22 protein-coding genes are annotated in these 20,034 nt (G+C 44.0%); 10 read left to right on the forward strand and 12 right to left on the reverse strand.

Annotated features, from left to right (window positions below; genetic code table 11):
- Positions 1–119: 119 nt before the first annotated feature.
- Positions 120–914, reverse strand: coding sequence for an HAD family hydrolase (locus G6047_RS14335; protein ID WP_169528321.1), 795 nt, complete (start codon positions 912–914; stop codon positions 120–122).
- Complete coding sequence (locus G6047_RS14340) at positions 914–2,410, reverse strand: malate:quinone oxidoreductase (protein WP_169528322.1); 1,497 nt, start codon at positions 2,408–2,410, stop codon at positions 914–916. The genes G6047_RS14335 and G6047_RS14340 overlap by 1 nt, the downstream gene beginning before the upstream one ends.
- A 187-nt stretch (positions 2,411–2,597) precedes the next feature.
- Here G6047_RS14340 and G6047_RS14345 point away from each other — a divergent pair, with 187 nt between their 5' ends.
- A complete protein-coding gene (locus G6047_RS14345) occupies positions 2,598–4,370 on the forward strand; it encodes a DUF4153 domain-containing protein (protein WP_169528323.1) in 1,773 nt (590 codons plus the stop codon).
- On the opposite strand, the gene ruvX is transcribed toward G6047_RS14345, so the two are convergent.
- Genes ruvX through G6047_RS14365 form a run of 4 tightly spaced genes read right to left on the reverse strand, consistent with a single transcriptional unit; the run spans position 4,367 to position 7,436 of the window.
- Positions 4,367–4,780 carry a Holliday junction resolvase RuvX gene (ruvX, locus tag G6047_RS14350; RefSeq protein WP_169528324.1) on the reverse strand — a complete coding sequence of 138 codons (414 nt, stop codon included), beginning with the start codon at positions 4,778–4,780 and terminating at the stop codon, positions 4,367–4,369. The two genes, G6047_RS14345 and ruvX, sit on opposite strands and share 4 nt — an antisense overlap.
- 22 nt (positions 4,781–4,802) lie before the next feature.
- On the reverse strand, positions 4,803–5,879 hold the full coding sequence (locus G6047_RS14355) for a winged helix DNA-binding domain-containing protein (protein WP_169528325.1): 1,077 nt from the start codon (positions 5,877–5,879) through the stop codon (positions 4,803–4,805).
- Entirely contained in the window at positions 5,876–6,691 is an 816-nt protein-coding gene (locus G6047_RS14360; protein ID WP_169528326.1) for an META domain-containing protein, read from the reverse strand. Before G6047_RS14360 ends, G6047_RS14355 begins: the two co-directional genes overlap by 4 nt.
- A gap of 1 nt (position 6,692) precedes the next feature.
- Positions 6,693–7,436 (reverse strand): class I SAM-dependent methyltransferase, encoded by a 744-nt coding sequence (locus tag G6047_RS14365; RefSeq protein ID WP_169528327.1) that lies wholly within the window; start codon positions 7,434–7,436, stop codon positions 6,693–6,695.
- 214 nt (positions 7,437–7,650) lie between these two features.
- Between G6047_RS14365 and G6047_RS14370 the strand changes: the two genes are divergently transcribed.
- Positions 7,651–8,466, forward strand: a complete 816-nt coding sequence (locus tag G6047_RS14370) for a 2,3,4,5-tetrahydropyridine-2,6-dicarboxylate N-succinyltransferase (protein WP_169528328.1) — start codon at positions 7,651–7,653, stop codon at positions 8,464–8,466.
- A 67-nt stretch (positions 8,467–8,533) separates the two neighbouring features.
- Here G6047_RS14370 and G6047_RS14375 read toward each other — a convergent pair whose 3' ends face one another.
- Both G6047_RS14375 and G6047_RS14380 read right to left on the reverse strand, forming a co-directional pair.
- Entirely contained in the window at positions 8,534–8,938 is a 405-nt protein-coding gene (locus G6047_RS14375; RefSeq protein WP_169528329.1) for a lipocalin family protein, read from the reverse strand.
- Positions 8,935–9,690: a glycosyltransferase family 2 protein gene (locus G6047_RS14380; protein WP_169528330.1), complete on the reverse strand. Its 756-nt coding sequence runs from the start codon at positions 9,688–9,690 to the stop codon at positions 8,935–8,937. The genes G6047_RS14375 and G6047_RS14380 overlap by 4 nt, the downstream gene beginning before the upstream one ends.
- 84 nt (positions 9,691–9,774) lie before the next feature.
- Between G6047_RS14380 and G6047_RS14385 the strand changes: the two genes are divergently transcribed.
- On the forward strand, positions 9,775–10,836 hold the full coding sequence (locus tag G6047_RS14385; protein WP_169528331.1) for a glycosyltransferase family 9 protein: 1,062 nt from the start codon (positions 9,775–9,777) through the stop codon (positions 10,834–10,836).
- Here G6047_RS14385 and G6047_RS14390 read toward each other — a convergent pair.
- From G6047_RS14390 to G6047_RS14400, 3 genes are read right to left on the reverse strand one after another with little or no spacing between them, the layout of a single operon-like run.
- Complete coding sequence (locus G6047_RS14390) at positions 10,833–11,645, reverse strand: glycosyltransferase family 2 protein (protein WP_169528332.1); 813 nt, start codon at positions 11,643–11,645, stop codon at positions 10,833–10,835. The genes G6047_RS14385 and G6047_RS14390 overlap by 4 nt on opposite strands.
- A 41-nt stretch (positions 11,646–11,686) precedes the next feature.
- The gene (locus tag G6047_RS14395; protein ID WP_169528333.1) at positions 11,687–12,451 is read right to left on the reverse strand and encodes a lipopolysaccharide kinase InaA family protein; all 765 of its coding nucleotides are present in this window, start codon (positions 12,449–12,451) and stop codon (positions 11,687–11,689) included.
- The gene (locus tag G6047_RS14400) at positions 12,448–13,314 is read right to left on the reverse strand and encodes a glycosyltransferase family 17 protein (protein WP_169528334.1); all 867 of its coding nucleotides are present in this window, start codon (positions 13,312–13,314) and stop codon (positions 12,448–12,450) included. The genes G6047_RS14395 and G6047_RS14400 overlap by 4 nt, the downstream gene beginning before the upstream one ends.
- Before the next feature lie 73 nt (positions 13,315–13,387).
- On the opposite strand from G6047_RS14400, the gene G6047_RS14405 reads away from it, so the two are divergent.
- The 7 genes from G6047_RS14405 to G6047_RS14435 all read left to right on the forward strand — a co-directional run bounded on the left by G6047_RS14405 (position 13,388) and on the right by G6047_RS14435 (position 19,317).
- Entirely contained in the window at positions 13,388–14,185 is a 798-nt protein-coding gene (locus tag G6047_RS14405; RefSeq protein ID WP_169528335.1) for a glycosyltransferase family 2 protein, read from the forward strand.
- Positions 14,182–15,108 (forward strand): glycosyltransferase family 2 protein, encoded by a 927-nt coding sequence (locus tag G6047_RS14410; protein ID WP_235946565.1) that lies wholly within the window; start codon positions 14,182–14,184, stop codon positions 15,106–15,108. Before G6047_RS14405 ends, G6047_RS14410 begins: the two co-directional genes overlap by 4 nt.
- On the forward strand, positions 15,109–15,675 hold the full coding sequence (locus tag G6047_RS14415; RefSeq protein ID WP_169528336.1) for an L-threonylcarbamoyladenylate synthase: 567 nt from the start codon (positions 15,109–15,111) through the stop codon (positions 15,673–15,675).
- 27 nt (positions 15,676–15,702) lie between these two features.
- Positions 15,703–17,124: a CCA tRNA nucleotidyltransferase gene (locus G6047_RS14420; RefSeq protein ID WP_169528337.1), complete on the forward strand. Its 1,422-nt coding sequence runs from the start codon at positions 15,703–15,705 to the stop codon at positions 17,122–17,124.
- A gap of 73 nt (positions 17,125–17,197) precedes the next feature.
- Positions 17,198–18,190, forward strand: a complete 993-nt coding sequence (locus G6047_RS14425) for a COX15/CtaA family protein (protein WP_235946566.1) — start codon at positions 17,198–17,200, stop codon at positions 18,188–18,190.
- A gap of 168 nt (positions 18,191–18,358) precedes the next feature.
- Positions 18,359–18,541 (forward strand): CsbD family protein, encoded by a 183-nt coding sequence (locus tag G6047_RS14430; RefSeq protein WP_169528339.1) that lies wholly within the window; start codon positions 18,359–18,361, stop codon positions 18,539–18,541.
- Positions 18,542–18,609: 68 nt separating this feature from the next.
- Entirely contained in the window at positions 18,610–19,317 is a 708-nt protein-coding gene (locus G6047_RS14435; protein WP_169528340.1) for a DUF2490 domain-containing protein, read from the forward strand.
- Here the strand turns inward: G6047_RS14435 and G6047_RS14440 are convergent.
- Positions 19,271–20,029: a LytR/AlgR family response regulator transcription factor gene (locus tag G6047_RS14440; RefSeq protein WP_169528341.1), complete on the reverse strand. Its 759-nt coding sequence runs from the start codon at positions 20,027–20,029 to the stop codon at positions 19,271–19,273. The genes G6047_RS14435 and G6047_RS14440 overlap by 47 nt on opposite strands.
- Between the last annotated feature and the right edge of the window lie 5 nt (positions 20,030–20,034).

The following is a 20,034-nucleotide window of genomic DNA, read 5'->3' on the forward strand; positions in this document are numbered from 1 at the left end:
ACAAACCCTCACAAGTCACTTAAACATTCCGTAAATACATCAATTCAAATAAAACAAGTAAGTTTCACTACAATAAGATTGGTAGTTCTTTCCCGACAGTAACTGTTAACCGTTATCTGTTAACCGTTAACCAACTCCAATGACCGCAGCGTATCAATAACACCATTATTGTTATTATCAAGCCGTGTCACAAACTTTGATACCGCAAGGATTTCCGGATGTGCGTTGACCATCGCATAGCTGTTGCTCGCGTATTGCATCATTTCGAAGTCGTTCATATAATCGCCGAAGACAATGGTTTCATCATTTGAAATCCCAAGTTTTTCCTGCATGGTTCTAAGAGCCGTCCCTTTATTGGCGGTCAATCCCATCACATCAAGCCACAAATCGCTCGAAACGGCAGGTTTGCAACGGTCGCGGAACGAATCGAAATAATGGATGCTGTTGTGGATGGGATCGCGAAAATCTGCAATCGTGTATTTGAGCACTTCTTCATCGAGTTCCATCAGGTCATCGACGATTTCGATATGGTTGAAGTACTTGCGGGCGTGGCTCAGGAAACGTTCATCTGAACTTTCGGCATAAGCGGTTTTGGTTCCGCAAAGCAAAATATAAGCATCGGGGATTTTGCGGCCGGTTTCGATGAGTTCTTTTACCAGAAGCTTTTCAATCGGATTCGTCGCGATGGGTTTTCCGTGGTAGACCAAATAGGTTCCGTTTTCTGCCATGAACAGCATTTCATCGCTGACCCTGTCGAAGATATCGGCCAACGTTTGGTATTGCCGTCCGCTTGCCACGGCGAACATGATTCCTTTTTTATGAAGTTCCTCAATGGTTTTCCAGATATCGTCGGGTAGTTTGCGGGTGTCGTCCAGCAAAGTTCCGTCCATATCGGTCACTATCAGCTTGATCATCAGTTTTCCAGTTTTAATGCCGAAGCCGTTCTTTGGCGGACTTCTTTAAGCAAAGCAGGTTTGTCGTTTAGTTTGACTCCATATGATGGAATCATCTGCCTCAATTTATATTGCCATTCACCGGATTTATGTTTTTCCGAAAAACATCTGTCAAGCAAATCGAGCATGATCGAAGCTGTGGTCGAAGCACCTGGAGAAGCTCCCAAAAGCACTGCAAGCGAACCGTCGGCTTTGGTCACGACTTCTGTCCCGAATTCAAGGATTCCGCGTCCGCTCTCGTCTTTTTTGATAACTTGTACACGCTGCCCGGCATTTTCAAGGATCCAGTCTTCGCTTTTTGCATCCGGAACGTATTCGCGCAACACATCCATGCGGTCATCATCGCTCTGTCGAACCTGATCTATAAGATATTTGGTTAGCGGCAGATTGTGGAAACCGGCCGAAAGCATCGGGATTACATTGTTGGCTTTGATCGACAACGGCAAATCGAGGTACGATCCGTTCTTTAGGAATTTAGTCGAAAAACCGGCATAAGGGCCGAACAACAATTCTTTTTTCCCATTGATCATACGTGAATCAATGTGTGGAACCGACATTGGCGGTGCTCCCACAGACGCTTTTCCGTAGACTTTGGCAAAATGTTTTTCAATGACTTCTTCATTCGTGCAACGCAGCCACTGTCCGCTGACCGGGAATCCGCCAAAACCGTTTCCTTCCGGGATATGGGCTTTTTCAAGCAACGGCAAAGATCCGCCGCCTGCACCAATAAATACAAAGGGCGTGCGTGTCACCGATTTTTCATTCGTATCGAGATTGCGGACGGTAATTCTCCATTCCCCGTTATCCTTTTGCCTGAGGCGACGCACTTCATGGTTGAAGAAAATCGAAATGCCTGGTTGTTCCTTTAAATAATTGAACATCGAACGTGTCAACGCCCCGAAGTTGACATCGGTACCAATTTTCATGAATGTTGCGGCATTGACCTCATTCGGGTCGCGTCCTTCCATCACAAGCGGCATCCATTGTTTCTGGACGTCGTGATCTGTACTGAATTCCATGTCTGCAAACAGCGGATTGGCCTGAAGTGCTTCGTATCGTTTACGCAAAAACGAAACATTGTCCGTTCCCCATACAAAACTCACGTGCGGGATGCTGCGGATAAATTCCTCCGGATTCGAAACCAGTCCTTTTTCAATTAGGAAGCTCCAGAACTGGCGTGAAATCTCGAACGATTCGGCAATTTTGAGTGCCTTTGAAATATCGACGCTTCCGTCTTTGGATTCAGGTGTGTAATTGAGTTCGCAAAAAGCGGAATGTCCTGTTCCGGCATTGTTCCATGCATCGGAACTTTCAGCGGCAGCGTGGTCGAGCCTTTCAAAGATTTGTATTCTGATATCAGGCTGCAGTTCCTTGAGCATGAGGCCTAAGGTGGCACTCATGATACCTGCGCCAATTAAGACCACATCGGTGTGTGGCTGTATGGTTGTATCGGGCATGGCGAAAAAAGTTGGGCGGCTATCTTTGTCTACCGCAGCGCAAAGATACTTTGAATCCAACAGATTCCAAGGCTATTTAGAATGGTTTTAAAAGAGAAATTACGATAACGATTGAGGGGCTATCTATTATTTATTTGTATTTTTTATTTTTATTGCAGCGTGCAGAACCTAATGCATTTAGAAGATTATGGAAGGAAAAATCAAGGCCGTTTCTCAAAAGATACTTTCCGTTTTAATTCAATACCCGGCAGTCCTTTTTATGTCGCTGCTGATGGTTTCGTCAATCATATATTCACTCGAATTCGAATATTCGACATATAAGCCGTTTTTACCTGCCCGGCTCATCATTGTATCATCGCTGGGCATTTCACTTATGTTCGGAATCAAAATGCTTTCGCAGCGAATTGGAAAATCGTTGTTGCTGCATGGATTGGGTCTTTTGGTATTGGTACTGTATTTCCTGATTTCCCCATCGACCAAAGAAGAATTTACCGATGCTTACGTGTTTGTGATTTTTCCTTCGTTACTGTTATCTCATCTGTTTGTCGCGTTTGCTCCCCATTTCCAAAAAGATCCCGAAATCAGTTTCTGGCAATACAACAAAAACCTGTTCATTAATTTCTTCCTTACCGTCATTTTCACAGGCGTGCTTACCGGAGGTGTCATGCTTGCGATACTGGCCGTACAGGAATTGTTTTCCGTCGATTTTGACGACAGGATTTATCCGGAAACTTTCTTTACACTAGCCATTTTTGGCAGCACCTTTATCTTTTTGCTGTTCAATGAAAAAGGCCTCGGTCAATTGGAACGAGATGAATCTTATCCCGTCGTACTCAAATTTTTCACACAATTCGTCCTGATCCCGCTGTTGCTGATTTACATCGTAATCCTGTACTTCTATTCGGGGAAAATCCTGATCAAATGGCAATTGCCGGAAGGCTGGGTTTCGTATCTGATCCTTGCCTACTCGATCCTGGGCATTTTGGCATTGCTGCTGGTCCATCCGCTTAAAGACGATTCGGCAAAATCCTGGGTTCGTATTTTCAGCAAGGCCTTTTATCTGGCTCTTATGCCGTTACTTATACTGCTTTTTACGGCCATTTTCACACGATTACTCGATTACGGATTTACCGAGCCGAGGTATTTTGTGCTGCTTATGGCCATCTGGCTCCTTATAATAGTCTGTTATTTTACATTCATCAGGAAATCAACAATCAAGTTTATTCCGATTTCATTGTTTACGCTTGGGCTTTTGGCGCTTGTATTTCCCTATGTGAATGTGTTTTCGACATCTATCCGAAGCCAGGAACACGAGCTTGAATTGGTGCTGAAAGACAAAAGTCTGCTTGAAAACGGAAAAATCGATTTCAAGAAAAGTGTTTCCTCTGAAACCGCATCGAATGTGGCCGACAAATTCGAATACCTGAGTGAGAGACAGCAACACGATTTCCTCAAAAAATTCATTGATTCTTCTTTTGTCGATTATCATAAAAAAGACAAGTGGTATATCCGCAGCCTTTTCCAGAATATCGTAGCTGACACGAACGACAACAGAAATAACTATGAATCACTGTATGCAAAAGAAACGGTAACGAAAATCAGTGATTATGACTACATGGCTTCATCAGAGGAGTTGAATTACCAGGAAATCCTTATCAACGGAGACAGGTTTACGCTCAAATCAAACGCAAAAGGAACACAACAAAGATTTACGACACTTACCCTGAACGGTAAAGAAAAAGTTGACTTTTTACCTCAAATTTCAGATTTTTTCAAAAAATATCCGGCATCAGAAAATGCGCCTGAGGTAGATAGCCTGCATGCCCAATTCGACCTGGGCAACTATCATGTAAAGATCATTTTTTCTTCGATAAACAGGAAAGTCACTAAAAAACAAACAGATTATTGGTACAGTGACGCTTTGTTCCTGATACGCGAAAAAAGAAGTGTCGATAATTAAATCATCTTCCTCGTCAGATAATCACGCAATAAAATAGTCGCCGCAATCTCGTCGATCAATCCTTTGTTCTGACGTTGTTTTTTGGACAGACCGGAATCTATCATAGACTGGAACGCCATTTTGGAAGTAAACCGTTCATCAACCCGAACCACAGGAATTTGCGGAAATGCCGATTCGAATTTGGACACGAAAGCATTTATCATTTCGGCACTTTCAGACGGTGTTCCATCCATTTGTTTCGGATCGCCGATAATGACTTTCGCCACTTTTTCTTTTGAAAAATAATCGGTTAAAAATGGCATAAGCGTTTCGGAATCGACAGTCGTCAGGCCAGAAGCGATAATTTGGAGTTCATCGGTGATGGCAATACCGGTCCGTCTTTTTCCGTAATCGAGAGCCAGGAGTCTCATATCAATTCAATTTTGGGCAAAATTACTCAGAAGATTTGTAACTGATTTTTTGGCCGATGAAATTCGAATACGCTTTCACCTGTTTTTCAAACGATGCTTTCCGGCTTTCCGGAATCTGATCCAAAAAAGTCGTTTCGACAGTTACCGTTGCTTTTCCATTGACACGTTTCCAGATGCCGCAGCCTTGACCGTCGAGAACCAGTATGGGCCTGAAAATCCCGTTTGCTGTAAACGTATGTTTGTGATGATCCGGATTCAATGAAGCCGATCTGTCTTTGTATCCGACAAAAAATTCATCAAAAGCCGGAAGCAACTGCGAACTCTTGCCTGCTTTTACATCATGCCACTTTGCAAAATAATAGGTATTTTGCTGGATTTCGGCTTTTTCCAACATCTTTTCATTTGATGAGACAGCCGTTTTGCAGTCGGTTTTGGAAAGGCCCGACCACCACATGAAATCAAGCAATGTTGCCGGGCCGTGACTTGTGAAGTACCTTTTGGCCAATTCCGCCAAGGCTTCTTCCCTTGAAAATTTAACTGGATTTTTTACACGTTCGGCAAGCAAGGCATACGTTTGCTCCTTCCCTTTTTTCTTTCCGGAAATGACAAGCCCGTCGAGTTCGGCAGCCATCATAAAATGCCCGCTTCTGTATTCAGATGTATTGATATTATGGTAATTGAGGATTTCCATGAGTTCCAATCGCGTCAGGTGTTCACCATCGGACAATGCCTTTTCTATCAGCTTCAAAGCTTTTTTGAAAATCGCATCATCAAGTCCGAGCTTGCGGTCGTTCGTTCCCATCAACCTGCGGATGTTTTTTCCCGTGAGTTCAAGCATCCACGGAATATCGTCTGCCGATGTCAAATGCCACGTAGGACGCAATACATGGGTTCGGACAATATCGGCATCATCCAAAGCTTTCTCGACATCATCTTCAGAAATCCCCGGAATACGCACACCGATTGCCCATTTTGACATGGAAAAATCCTGTGCCTGTATCGCTCCAAGATGAGAAACTAAAGTTTTAATGGATTTGATTTCCGGGTTGATGAGTTGCTGGTTGATGAGCCGTTGTGATGCGATTTCGGTAAATTTCATTTGGTTGCCGCTTCGAATTTGATCAGGTTGGTTCCGCCTTTGCGAAATTGCAGCACTTGTTCGTTGGCGACAACATTATCGGCAGATTCGAGAGCCGCTTTCATCTGGTTTTCGATTTCGATGTGCGGACACGACATCATGGTTGAAACAATCTGAAATAACCTGGCCTTGCTTGCTGTAATCTCATACTTACCATTCATTCTGTTGCAACCTGCAAAAGCAGAAAACGTGTGGTCTTTTTTGAGTTCGATGAAATACTCATTTCCTTGAGGAATCGAAACCGGTTTTCCGTTTATCTCGGTCAGTTTCCAATGGATTCCGGTCAGTTTGGGCGCTTTTTTATCTTGCGGGGCTTCGTCCGTAGTTTCGGCTTCGGCTTCAGGAAGTTTTTTCAAGGTGTATTGATGCATCTTTATATTGTGCTCATCTACAGCCACCAGCGATTGATCCGTAACCAGAAAATGATCGTATGCTTCCCCAAAACCAGACAGGATAATGCCTTTTCCTTCCGCGTCCCATTTGAAACTGCCTTTACGTTCTATCTTATTATCTGTTTTCCCATTTCCGTATTTGGAAAAAACGTACGAGAAATCTTCGGCCAGTTCGAGTAGAACTTCGCTGTTCCTGCAATCCGGACAAGGAAATTTGCCTTTGTACAATCCAAGGTAATCGAGCGAATTTTGTGCTGTAGTATCTAATGGCTGGGCAGATGTGTCACCAATTTCAGTCGGTGCCGGTTCCGGATCTTTGGCTTTCTTTGGCTGGCAGGAAACGATTAGTATCGATACCGCCAGAAATAGTAATCGGTTCATATCACCCGCGTTTGTATGGTTTTCCTATTCTCAGTAATAAAGGAAAATGAACTTTTCTGTCACTCAGTTCCCAAACCAACGCCAGTTCGTGACGAATCAGGTCGACCGGATCTATACCCACTTTTTTCTTGTAATGCGCCACCGCCGACCAACTATCTAAATAACCTGTCAGTTGCGCGAAACTCCATTCGTAATCGGCAGAAAAATGTTGCACTTTGATTTCGTCGAACGGAAACGGTATCGTCTCATAATTCTCATCGATATATTTGCGCTCTTTGTCCCAGTATGGGCCGATGATGTCGTTGTAGAAATGTTTGAGGATTTTGTCGGCACGCGAGTTCGTAGAGAACAATCCGTAACCGAGGATGGCAAAAATACCATCAGGCTTAAGTATCCGATAGACTTCAGGGTAAAACGTGTTGAAATCGAACCAGTGAATGGCCTGGGCAACGGTGACCAAATCAAAGGTGGCCGTGTCAAAACCGCAATTTTCCGCCGGTCGTAATAAATATTCTATGTTGGGTTTGAGCGTGGCATTCGAAAGTTGCTTTTCGCTGATGTCTATACCGATGACTTTTTCAAAGAGATCGGCGAGTTTTACAGCGAGCTGGCCATTTCCGGTAGCTACATCGAGAACCGTGTTTTTATGTTTTGTGAATGATGTTATGTATTGGACAACTTCTTCCGGATAAGACGGCCGAAACCGCGCATAAGAAACCGATTGCTCGGAAAAATTATCTTTCATGGTGTAAATTTGAGTGAGGGCGATTTTTCGACATAACGTTGGTTCACCTGCCAAAATTGCTGAATCATTGAGCGTTGTCCAAATATACCAAAAAATGAAACGGACGGTTTAAGTTATTTATCTTAGAAATTACATAGTCTGCATAAAAGGAACTTGGGGTAAATCACTTTTGAGCCTATCTTTGTGCTGGACACAACTCTAAAAAATATCCGGAATGAACCACTTGAAAGAAACCATTGAAAAAACCTGGGAAAACCGTGAATTGCTTCAGGATGCCTATTCGCTTGCCGCAATACGCAAAGTAATCGACCTCTTGGACGAAGGAACATTGCGCGTCGCAGAACCTACACCGGATGGCTGGCAGGTAAACGAATGGGTAAAGAAAGCGGTCGTTCTGTATTTCCCAATCCAGAAAATGGAAACGCTTGAAGCCGGGATCTTTGAATACCATGATAAAATTCCGTTGAAAAGAGGTTTTGCAGAGAAAGGTATCCGCGTTGTCCCTAATGCCGTCGCACGTCACGGAGCTTATATTTCAAAAGGCGTGATCCTGATGCCGAGTTATGTCAACATCGGATCATATGTCGATGAAGGCACCATGGTTGACACTTGGGCAACCGTAGGAAGCTGTGCCCAGATTGGAAAGAACGTGCATTTAAGCGGTGGTGTTGGAATTGGTGGCGTACTCGAACCGCTGCAGGCATCTCCCGTAATCATCGAAGACGGTGCTTTCATAGGCTCGCGTTGTATCGTTGTGGAAGGAGTCCGCGTAGAAACCGAGGCGGTACTTGGAGCCAACGTCTGCCTGACCGCATCGACCAAAATAATTGACGTCACCGGAAGCGAGCCTGTAGAAATGAAAGGCGTCGTACCTGCCAGATCCGTCGTAATCCCGGGAAGCTATACCAAAAAGTTTGAAGCGGGTGAATATCAGGTTCCGTGTGCGCTGATCATTGGAAAACGCAAGCCATCGACAGATTTGAAGACATCTTTGAATGATGCTTTAAGAGAGTACGGCGTGGCGGTTTAGGAGTCTGGGATTTTGAGACTCATTGAAACTGCATTACGGAACCTTGCGTCCCCTTGAATTTAGGTTTCTATCTGCTTACTTTTTGATAAACAGTCCGGTTTTTGTCCTGTTCCAATACTAGTTTTTTTTCGGTCAGCATTGAGATTTTGAAACGGGCAAAAGAATCGATTACATCCGGATTACTCAGAAAAATGGTCGAACCAGAATCTGAAATCTGCCAGACTTTATATGTGTCTTCACTGTCTTTTTCGTCAGGGGAATAATATACCCCTGAATCTGAGAAGCATAATTCGGCATTCAGCCGTTCTTTCCACTTTTCGGTTTGATCTGTCGGGTCATCATAATGTACTTCGACGACTTTCCAGCAGCCGGTGATCAGCTTTGAATTTTCAACCTGGCTGAATGCATTTAACGATGTGAAAAACAAGACAGGCATCGCAAACCTTGTAATAAGTATTCTGGAAAGTCTCATTGTTTTCTGTATTTCTTCTGCAATTTCAAAAGCTTCACATACTTCATATGTGAAAAGAAAGCCTGTATGAGTGAAATCGTGAATCCGTCGATGCCGTGCAGAAATCCTTTTTTAAAGAAATAACATCTGGTAAATGCCCACCAGCCATTCAAGATAGGTTTAAAAGGCCCGATTCGTTTTCCCTGATCGTACAATTGCTGGGCATGCCAACCGGAATACTGGTTCTTTTTGGAAATGATCTGGTCGTATGAGTCCCATCCGTAATGTAAAATATGGACCGGGACACGTTTTTCGTTTGTCGCTTCGATATGCTGATGGACACGTGCCGCCGATGGATGCGCCGTACGCCTATCAAAGAACCGAACTTTATGGTCCGGATACCAGCCTGCGAAATCGATAAGTTTGTCTGCAAGGAAATTCTTTACACGGAAACTCCACGCATCGACATTGCCTGAAAGGTATTTTTTGTCGAGAATGAATCTTTCGGCATCGGCATCGAGGAATTCGTCGGCATCGAGGTTTAGTATCCAGTCGTTTTTGCAATACGGAAGACCATGCGTCCGTTGCGGCCCATCACCAAGAAAAGCCTGCGATATGACAGTCGCTCCTTTAGATGTGGCGATTTCGACGGTGCGATCTGAACTTAACGAATCCACCACGATCACTTCATCGCAAACCCGGAAAAGTGCCTCAACACACTTTCCTATCATCTTTTCTTCGTTAAACGTAATTACCAATCCGCTGATAGCCATGGCTAAAATTATTGTTTATTGTCTATTTTTATTATTTATTCGTCTGCCCCATCTGAAACGATTGATAGGTTGTAAATTCGCACTATGAAAATCCTGGTCATTCAGCAAAAACGTATCGGTGATGTGCTCACCTCAAGCATTCTGTGTAATATCTTAAAAGAACATTACCCTGAAGCACACATCGATTTTTTGTGTTACCCGAATTGCACCGCTGTCCTCGAACACAATCCGAATATCGAATCGATCATTACACTAAGCAATCCCGTCCGTAAGTCATATCTCAAGCTTCTGGACTTTATAAAAGGCATCCGAAAGCGTGAATACGAAATCGTCATCGACGTTTACAGCAAGCTCGAAACAAACCTGATTACGGGACTTTCTGGCGCAACCACCCGAATTTCATACAAAAAAGGCTATTCCGCAATTTTCTACAACCACAATATTGAACGTGTCGAAAAATGGACAAAAAGCCAACTTGGGGCGGCGATAGAAAACCGGCTTCGTTTACTCAAACCGTTAATCGCTGGTCGCATAACCAATTTCCGTCCGAAAATTTTCCTTGCGGAAGCCGAAATCTCAAAAGCCAAATCGACATTACTCGCAAATTCGGTCGATCCATTGAAACCGCTGGCCATGATCGGCATCCTCGGAAGTGAATGGTACAAAACCTATCCGCTTGAACAAATGGCAAAACTGCTCGACTTTACCGTTGAGAAAACCGGCTCACAATTGCTGTTCAATTACATTCCATCCCAATTGGACGATGCGAAAAAGCTGTACGACTTCTGTTCCCAAAAAACGCGCGACCACATTTTCTTTGACCTTTATGCCCAAAACCTGCGTGATTTTATCGGGTTGCTTTCCCAATGCGATATGCTGATCGGCAACGAAGGCGGCGCGGTCAATATGGCCAAGGCGCTTGACATACCGACCTTTTCGATTTTCTCACCGTCGGTAGATAAGGAAACCTGGCAGATTTTTGAGGATGAAAAGAATGTTTCAATTCATCTCAAAGACATCAGGCCTGAAATCTATGAGGCACATGACGAAAAATATATCAAGGAACATACATTTGAGTTCTTCGCGGAATATCCGTTGGAACATATCTTGAGCGAACTCGACACCTTCTTCAAGGCCGTGCTTTAAAGCCGGTCGATTCCGTTTTCTATTCTTTTTACCGAATGCTTGCGGTTGTATTTCCGTATCGCATTGTTCTTTTCCCAGGCTTCCGGTGTCGCGTATTTGCGCTCGTGGTCCAAATGGACTACAACGGCACTGTATCGTATCTGTTTTGGACGGATCCCGATATGGAACAACCTTTCGCCCAATTCACGGTCTTCGCCACCGTAAGCCATATCCTGATTGAATCCGTTGACGCTTACCAGATCTGATTTCCAGCCGGACGCATTATGGCCGTTCCAGGTTGCGCGCGTAGGTGTGATATGGTTCATCAATTTTGCCCATTGTCCTTTGGCGGCGAGCTTGTTGTTCTTGGTCGATTTTGGAAGGCCTTTCTGATGTAGCCAAACCAGATCAAAACAGTGTTGGTTCCTGATGTCATCGTCTGAAATACCTTCTGAAACCAGCATCGGAAGTTTTAAATATCCGCCTGAAAGAAAATGGCCTTTTTGACGGAAAGAGACGTGGGTTTCGACAAAATCATTTCTCGGAATGCAGTCGCCATCTGTAAAAATCAGGTAATCCGCATTGCTTTTTACAATGGCTCTATTCAGTATCATGGGTTTCTGGAAACCGTTGTCAGGCTGCCAGACGTGGATAATCGGGTTTTGGAATTTTCCGCTAAAGGAATCAATTATGGCTTTGGTGGATTCGGTCGAACCATCGTCTGCAATTACAATTTCAAAGTCTTTTTCGGTCTGGACACTGAAGCCAACGAGGACTTTTCTCAACCATTCTTCTTTATTGTATGTGGAAATAATAACCGAAACTTTCATTGCGTTCTTTGAGCGGCGAATAATACCACTTTTTAGCGGATTTATTTGCGAAAAAGGAATTTCTTTTTGAGGCGTCTTTTGCGGTGGAACCTGTGCTGGAACGCGGCCGTCAAACGCCATAAGGTTTCAAATATCACAGTTTCGTCTTCTGCTGAAGCCTTGGCGTATTCATTGCTCATCGTGGCGACCATTTCTTTGTGTGGCGTCAGGCGGCTCAGGTTTTTCATACGCAATTCAAACGGCATTTTATCGTGGAATTCCATCCGGTTTAAATCGACGAGATAAAAACTGTATTGGCCGGGAGCATCTTCCAGGATTAGTGTATTTCCCGGCGAATGGTCTTTGAATTCTATGCCGAGTTCGTGTAATTTATAGGAGAATCTGGTAAACTGGCGCAGGATGTTGTCGCGATCCGGATAATCAGGGATTTCGACCAGTTCGCGATACGTCAGTTTGGCATCGAGGTGTTCGCTCGCATAAAAACTTTCGCGAAGTCCGGACCAGTTTGTATGTTCGGAATAAGCAATGGGTTTTGGCGTACCGATTCCCATCTGCAATAATTTGGTCGCGAATTCAAAAGAACGTTGTGCCTTCGATTTCCGGAAATAACTGTATGCAAATCGATTGACGAGATTCGGCAGTTTGAAAGCTTTGATGTTTACCTGTAGTCCGTCAATATCAAAAATCCGGATGGTATTCCGCCCGGAAGCAAGCACTTTTCCAGTCGACCAGAAGTTTTGGATACACTTCCGGACAGCATCTGAATAAGCCGAAAAAGCCGGAGAAACCACAAATTTCAAACTCATGGCTTAGGTTTATATTCAAGAAAATAATCACTGAACCGTTCCTGCACGTCCGGATTTGAAAAATAGTCCGGCATGTTTTCCACTCTGTCGACTACCTTGAATTCCAGGTCGCGTCCAAAAATATCTTTTCCGCTGTGGATCAGCTCTTCGACAACTTCTTTCTTTTTGTATTGATCCAGATTGTATTCGGTATGGGAAAAAGATTCTAGTTTTTGGACAATCTTATCAAATCCGCCCATATAACTGAAATGCCAGCCGCCATTTGGAATGATCGGATACTTTGCACCACGTCTTACAGTTCGCATGACTGTTTTGCGCAAGCGGTTCGGGGCTTCGTGAAGCAAACGGTAAGGAAGTGCAACCATGCAATGCCATATTCCGTTCTTTGACTCCAGCCTGTCCATTTGGCTTCCACCATCGAAAATGAGTTTATGGTTGAAAAAATACATGAACATATCCATCTTTACCCCAAAAATCCGGTCAATTCCATGTAGCGAGAATTTGCGAATAACTTCTTTTTTTGGAATTTCATCCACATCACTTATCAGGATTATGTCGTCCGGCCGACAGTTGCGAAGCCCTTTTACAATGCTGTTTCTTTGATAGAATTCCATTTTCCAGGCCGTCCGCGGATTGATTACTGGCAGGAACAACGGATATTTCGTCAGTTTGACATGGATGATTTTGTCTAGGAATTTCTCAAACCGTTGCTTGTTCTCTTCAAAGATGAATGGCTTTGGTTTGTTCTGGAACGTCCTGTCGGCTTCAACAATAACGAATTTATCAACTACGGAATCGAGTTCGTTAAGACGGATTTCGAGCAAATCGAGCTCGTTGAAAAAAATGAAGCAATCGTATACCATTCGGTTCCTTTTGTTGCAAAAATACTTTCTTTTGGGCTTTCTTTGTATAATAAATTATAGAGACGCGATCTGAATGAAGCCTTTTCCGAGTTCAACCCTCATTACGCCAACTTACAATTGGCCCGAAGCGCTTGAGTTGCTTTTGCTCAGCGTACGCAACCAGACGGTGCTTCCGGATGAAGTGATTGTTGCCGATGACGGTTCGCGCGAAGAAACCTCGCTGCTTATCAAACAGTTTCAACAGGATTTTCCCGTTCCGCTGATCCACATTTTCCATGAAGACCACGGAAACCGTAAACCCGCAATCATGAACAAAGCGCTGGCTCAGGCGAAAGGCGACTATATTATTGAAATCGACGGCGATATTATCATGCAGCCGAATTTTGTCGAAGATCACCTCACGTTTGCCGAACCCGGATTGTACCTGTTTGGTTCCCGTGTTACCATCAACAAGGAAAAACTGCCGGAATTGTTCGCGAAAAAGCTAATCGAATTCAACTTTTTTTCCTCACATATCTCAAAACGGACACGGGCTTTGCGCATGCCGTGGTTTATGCTATTTGAAGAACGCATCGATAAAAAATCATCCAAATTACGCGGCTGCAATATGTCGTTCTGGAGAAAAGACGTGATCGAGGTCAACGGATTCAACGAAGGACTTACCGGTTGGGGACAGGATGATTCGGAACTGATCCAGCGGCTGCACAACATTGGCATCAAAGGCCGACGGCTCAAACATTGCGGAATCGCCTTCCATATTTATCATAAGGAACAATCCAAAACACACGTCGCCCACAACCACGCCATTGAAAATGAAATTACGCTCAACAAAGTGAAGTTCATTGAAAAAGGCGTCAGCCAATATTTATGATGCATCAGGTAGCCGTCATCCTTGTCAATTACAATTCTGCGGAACATACGCTGCATTGCCTGAAATCTATTGCCGAACATACTTCGGACAGATTGGATTATCAGGTTGTGATTGTCGATAACAATTCGCATTACGACAATTTCGCGATGTTGGAAAATGGAATCAACGGATTGGCAGATTCGCATCATACTTTGATTAGAAGCCGTATCAATACAGGATTTGGTGGCGGAAACATGGAAGCTTTGTCTGCCGTAAAAGCAAAATATCTGGCTTTCGTCAATAACGATACGCTCTTCAAAAACGATTGTCTTTCGCTCCTTTTTGAGGCGATGGAAAACAACCCCAATTACGGAATCACTGGCGGACAGGCATATAAAGAAGACGGTAGCCAGTTGATTTCACTCGATCATCTAGCCTCGCCCGGACGCGAAATATTCGGCAGAAGCATGCTTGAAAAAATCGATTCCAAAAAGTATCCGAACCGAAAGAAAAAATACACCGAACCTGTAAAAACCGGCTTTGTTCCCGGAAGTTTCATGTTCGTACGCGCTACTGATTTTTACGCAGTGGGCGGATTTGACACCAATATTTTCCTGTATTACGAAGAAACCGACTTGTGCAAACGACTTGCCGATAAAGGGAAAACGGCCTGGCTGATCCCATCGGCGGAATTCGTGCATTTTCATGGAATAAGCACACCGAGAAGCATCGGGATTAAAAAAGAGCTGAAAATTTCATTGCTGTATATCATACGGAAACACTACGGATTCTTTGGCTGGCTAAGCGTCTGGCTATTTTTATCAGTAAAATATAGTTTCAGCGGATTGCTCAAACCGAAGAATTTCCCCCTGCTCGTTTTATTGCTCAAAGGCGCGCCGTTAAAGGAATCGCTCAAACAAAAACAAACCATTTCAGAAATCTAGATGGATATTTCACAAGAAGTACACAAAGCCTACGAAGTCCTCAAAGACGGCGGCATCATCTTATACCCGACCGATACGGTTTGGGGAATCGGGTGCGATGCGTCGAACGAAGAGGCCGTGAAGAAAATATACGACCTCAAGCAACGCGAAGAATCCAAAAGCATGATTGTGCTTGTCAACGGAGACAGAATGTTGTATCAGGTTTTTAATGAAATCCCGGAAGTAGCCTGGCAAATCCTCGACTTATCTGAAAAACCGACGACTTTAATCCTTGACAATCCACGTAATGTGGCCAAAAACATCATCGCTCCGGACAACACACTTGGCATGCGCATCATCAAACAACCGTTTTGTTTCAAATTGCTGGAACGGCTTAAAAAACCGCTCGTTTCCACATCAGCCAACATTTCCGGCGAACCCACGCCCATGTCGTTCAAAGAAATTGACCCGCGTATTATAAACGGCGTGGACTATGTTGTAAATTTGGAGCGCGAAACCAAAGCCGTAAAATCGTCGACGATCATCAAACTCGGAAGCGATTTACAGGTAAAGGTCATCCGGAAATAAACAAGCTCTAACGAATACCTTTTTGCAGTGGCGAATTACCAGGACGCACTGAAACATCCCATATTTGAAATCATTTCGAACGCTTCGGCCGAACTTGGCATTGAATCGTATGTCATTGGCGGATTCGTCCGCGATTATCTGCTCAAACGCGATTTCAAGAAAGATATCGACATTGTGGCAGCAGGAAGCGGGATTGACCTTGCCCTAAAGGCATCGGAACTGATTCCCAAAAAACCGAAAGTCCAGGTTTTCAAAAACTTTGGAACGGCGATGTTTCGTTTCCAGGATACGGACATTGAGTTTGTCGGCGCGAGAAAAGAATCGTATTCAGAAGACAGCCGCAAGCCTTTTGTGGAATCAGGCAGTTTGACCGACGACCAGAACCGACGCGATTTCACGATAAATGCGTTGGCGATTTCTTTAAATCCGCATGATTACGGACAACTTGTAGATCCATTCGACGGAATCAAAGACCTTGAGGACAAAATCATCCGTACACCACTTGATGCTGACATCACATATTCCGACGATCCATTGCGTATGCTGAGAGGAATTAGATTCGCGACCCAGCTTGGTTTTGACATTGAAAAAGATTCTTTTGATGCGATTTCGCGAAATAAAGACCGAATCAACATCATTTCCGGCGAACGTATTGCCGAAGAACTCAATAAGATTCTGGCTTGCGACAAACCATCAGTTGGCTTTTTACTGCTCGAACAATCGGGCTTGCTTCAAATAATCCTTCCGGAACTTACGGCACTCAAAGGCGTCGATGAATCTGAAGGACATACACACAAAGACAACTTTTATCATACGCTTGAAGTAGTCGACAACATCTGCAAAAACACAGACGACCTTTGGCTACGCTGGTCTGCCTTGCTCCACGATATTGGAAAAGCGCCTACAAAGCGGCATCACAAGAAAAACGGCTGGAGTTTCCACGGACATGAATTCGTTGGCGGAAAGATGGCCAAAAAGATCTTTGAACGATTGCATATGCCGCTGAACCAGAAGATGAAGTTCGTCCAGAAAATGGTCAGCATGAGTTCACGACCGATTGTATTGGCTCAGGAAGAAGTGACCGATTCCGCCGTGCGTCGATTGGTTTTTGATGCAGGCGATGACGTTGATGCCTTGATGACTTTATGTTCCGCCGACATCACAACCAAAAATCCCAAGAAATTCCGACGATACCATGAAAATTTCGACCTCGTTCGCAAGAAAATCATCGAGGTGGAAGAACGCGATCGTGTCCGCAATTTCCAGCCGCCGGTTACGGGTGAGGAAATCATGGAGCGATTCGGGCTCGGACCTTCGCGCGAAGTCGGGGTTTTGAAAGAAGCCATCAAAGAAGCGATACTCGAAGGAGAAATCCAAAACGACTATGAAGCCGCGTTTTCTTTCCTTGTCGAAAAGGCAAAAAAAATGGGAATTGAAGTCAAACACTAATCTGCAAAATACATTTACCATGGAATCAGGATTGTCTGAAAAAGAAAATAAAAACTTTAGATCATGGGGCAGAATGAGTTTATTTTTAGTGTATTGCGTTATTTTAGCCGGAGCCTTGGTTCGGATGACCGGATCAGGTATGGGTTGCCCGGACTGGCCTAAATGTTTTGGCTATTGGATTCCGCCGGACGACATCGAACAACTTACCTGGCGTCCCGGAAAAGTATTTGAAAAAGGCCAGGTCATCATTCACGACGAAGCACTTTGGGTCGCTAAAGCGGACGTAACCACAGGGCAAAACTACAACCCTCAAGACTGGCGCGCCTACACCAAACACGATTACGCTATTTTCAATCCGACACACACCTGGATCGAGTACCTGAACCGACTTACGGGCGCATTGGCAGGGATCGCTGTTTTTATTACGGCAGTTCTGTCATTCAGGCTTCGGAAGAAAAAGCCTTCAATTACTGCGTTAAGCTGGTTTACGGTGTTTTTAATGGGCTTCCAGGGCTGGCTTGGAGCAACGGTGGTTTATTCGGTTTTAAACCCGATTAAGATTACGATCCACATGATTGTCGCATTGTTGATTGTCGCGGCGCTGATTTACATCCTTCATTTAGATTCACGGGAAACATCGGGAAAAACCACAGATAAACGCTTTCGCAATCTCACATGGATAACGACTTCACTTATATTGGTTCAGATTATAGCCGGCACACAACTGAGGCAGTTTGTAGATATGCAGGTTAAAATTGTCGGCGAAGAAAACATGTTCCAGGTGCTGACCGATCCGGGATTCGTCTTTTATTTCCACCGCAGCTTTTCAATCATCATTTTGCTTTGCGCCTTTTTGCTTGCCAAAAGAAGCAGGCAGATTGGACGAGCCCAAAATGAAACCCGAAACATTTTTCTCATTCTCGTTTTTGAAGGCCTTACCGGCATTGCTATGGCATATGCCGGATTCCCGTTCGGCACACAGGCCGCACATCTTGTTTTAGCATCTTTGCTGTTTGGAATTATCTTTAAATTATCGCTAAATACGCAATTCAAAAGCAATAATTAAATTCTATAGTGTAAATTTATTTTATTGTTTTTCAAATACATAAGTAAATCTATATAAACAATAGATTAAATATAAGAACCAACACATTCTACAATACAAGCCCGTATTCGTATAACAACTTCAATCATCTAAAAACTAACTTTCGGTATAATCTTAGCAAAAGAAATCATGCCGAATTCAACCGAAATCAAAGGTGCCTGGAACGAGATGAAAGGCAAAATCAAACAGAAATACGCCGAACTTACCGACGATGATTTAACATACGAAGAAGGAAAAGACGACGAAATGTGGGGCCGACTCCAACAAAAAATCGGCAAGACGAAAAAAGAAATAATGTCCCTTTTTGAGTAATTATTTTTTTAAAGAGGAAATCCCGGAATGTTCATCATGAATCTTCCGGGATTTTTATTTTTGCACGCATGAAAAAACTCCTTTGCGTGGCGATGCTCCTCGCCTGCCCTGTCTTTTATGGCCAATCTGACCTTGGTGCCTGGTATATTTACTTTGGATCGATCAAACCTGAAAATTCAAAATGGTCTTTTGAGCCTGAAATCCAGTTTCGCAATCACGATTTAGGCGGAGATTTACAGCAATTACTTGTTCGCCCAGCCATCAGATATAATCTTGAAACGAATTTTTCAATAGCAGCCGGATACGCTTATGTTTTATCTGAAGCAGAAGAAACGCCGGACAATCCGCATCGTGAAAACCGTATTTACGAGGAAGCGATCCTGAGACAGGAAGTTGGACGCGTGGCAATCCGTCACCGTTTTCGTTACGAACAACGGTTTATGGAAGACCGTGATTTCAACACCCGATACCGCTATTGCCTTTTTATCGACATTCCACTCAACAACACGTCGATCAAAGAGAAAACCATTTACGCGGCTTTATACAACGAGATTTTCATTAACGGAAAACGGAATGACGATACACCATCTGTATTCGACCGTGACCGCATTTATCTTGGCGCAGGTTACAGGCTGACGAAAAACTTTGGAATACAACTGGGCTGGATGAACCAGATGCTTGAAAAAACCTCGAAATCACAACTGATGCTTTCGCTGCACCACACGCTTCCTATCCGCCGAGCCAATTCCGGAAATCCTGTACCCGCTCGCGGCTGACGACAACTTCTTCTGCTTTGTAAGTAGGCAGATTGAGCTTTAAGCGCGAGTTACTGTAAACCGACATTTCCCGACTTGACCTTAACGGAACAATGAATTTGCGACTGATGCGAAAGAATTCCGACGGATCGAGTTCGGCTTCCAAAGCATCGAGTGTAAGATCTATCGGATAGTCGCGATTGTCCGATGTATGTAGATAAGTACCTTTATTCTCACTGTAAAAACACTCTACTTCAGCTATCGGGATAACCCTGAGATTCGTTCCGACTTTAACTGTTATACGTGATCGATATTGCTTCTCTGCCGGATTCGACAATAACTTCCGTATTTGGGCAAAATCTATTTCAGATGGCAACGCAGGTTTATTCTGTCGTTGGTATTTTTCCACTGCCGACGCGAGTTCGTCATCGTCTATCGGCTTGAGCAAATAATCGATACTATTGAGCTTGAAAGCCCGCAGCGCATACTCATCGTAAGCCGTGGTGAAGATTACGGCACTTGAGATGTCTACTTTTTCAAATATCTCGAATGAAAGACCGTCCGAAAGCTGTATGTCGAGAAAAATCAGGTCGGGTTGCGGATTCCGGCCGAACCAATTTACCGATTGCTCAACCGAATGCAGCATTGTTTCAGGCTGCAAACCCAGCTTTTCCAATCTTCTGCCCAAGGCACGTGCGGCGGGAAGTTCGTCTTCAATGATTACAATTCGCATAGTAT

Origin of the sequence: Flavobacterium silvaticum (assembly GCF_012911565.1) — a bacterium.
Lineage (GTDB): Bacteria > Bacteroidota > Bacteroidia > Flavobacteriales > Flavobacteriaceae > Flavobacterium > Flavobacterium silvaticum.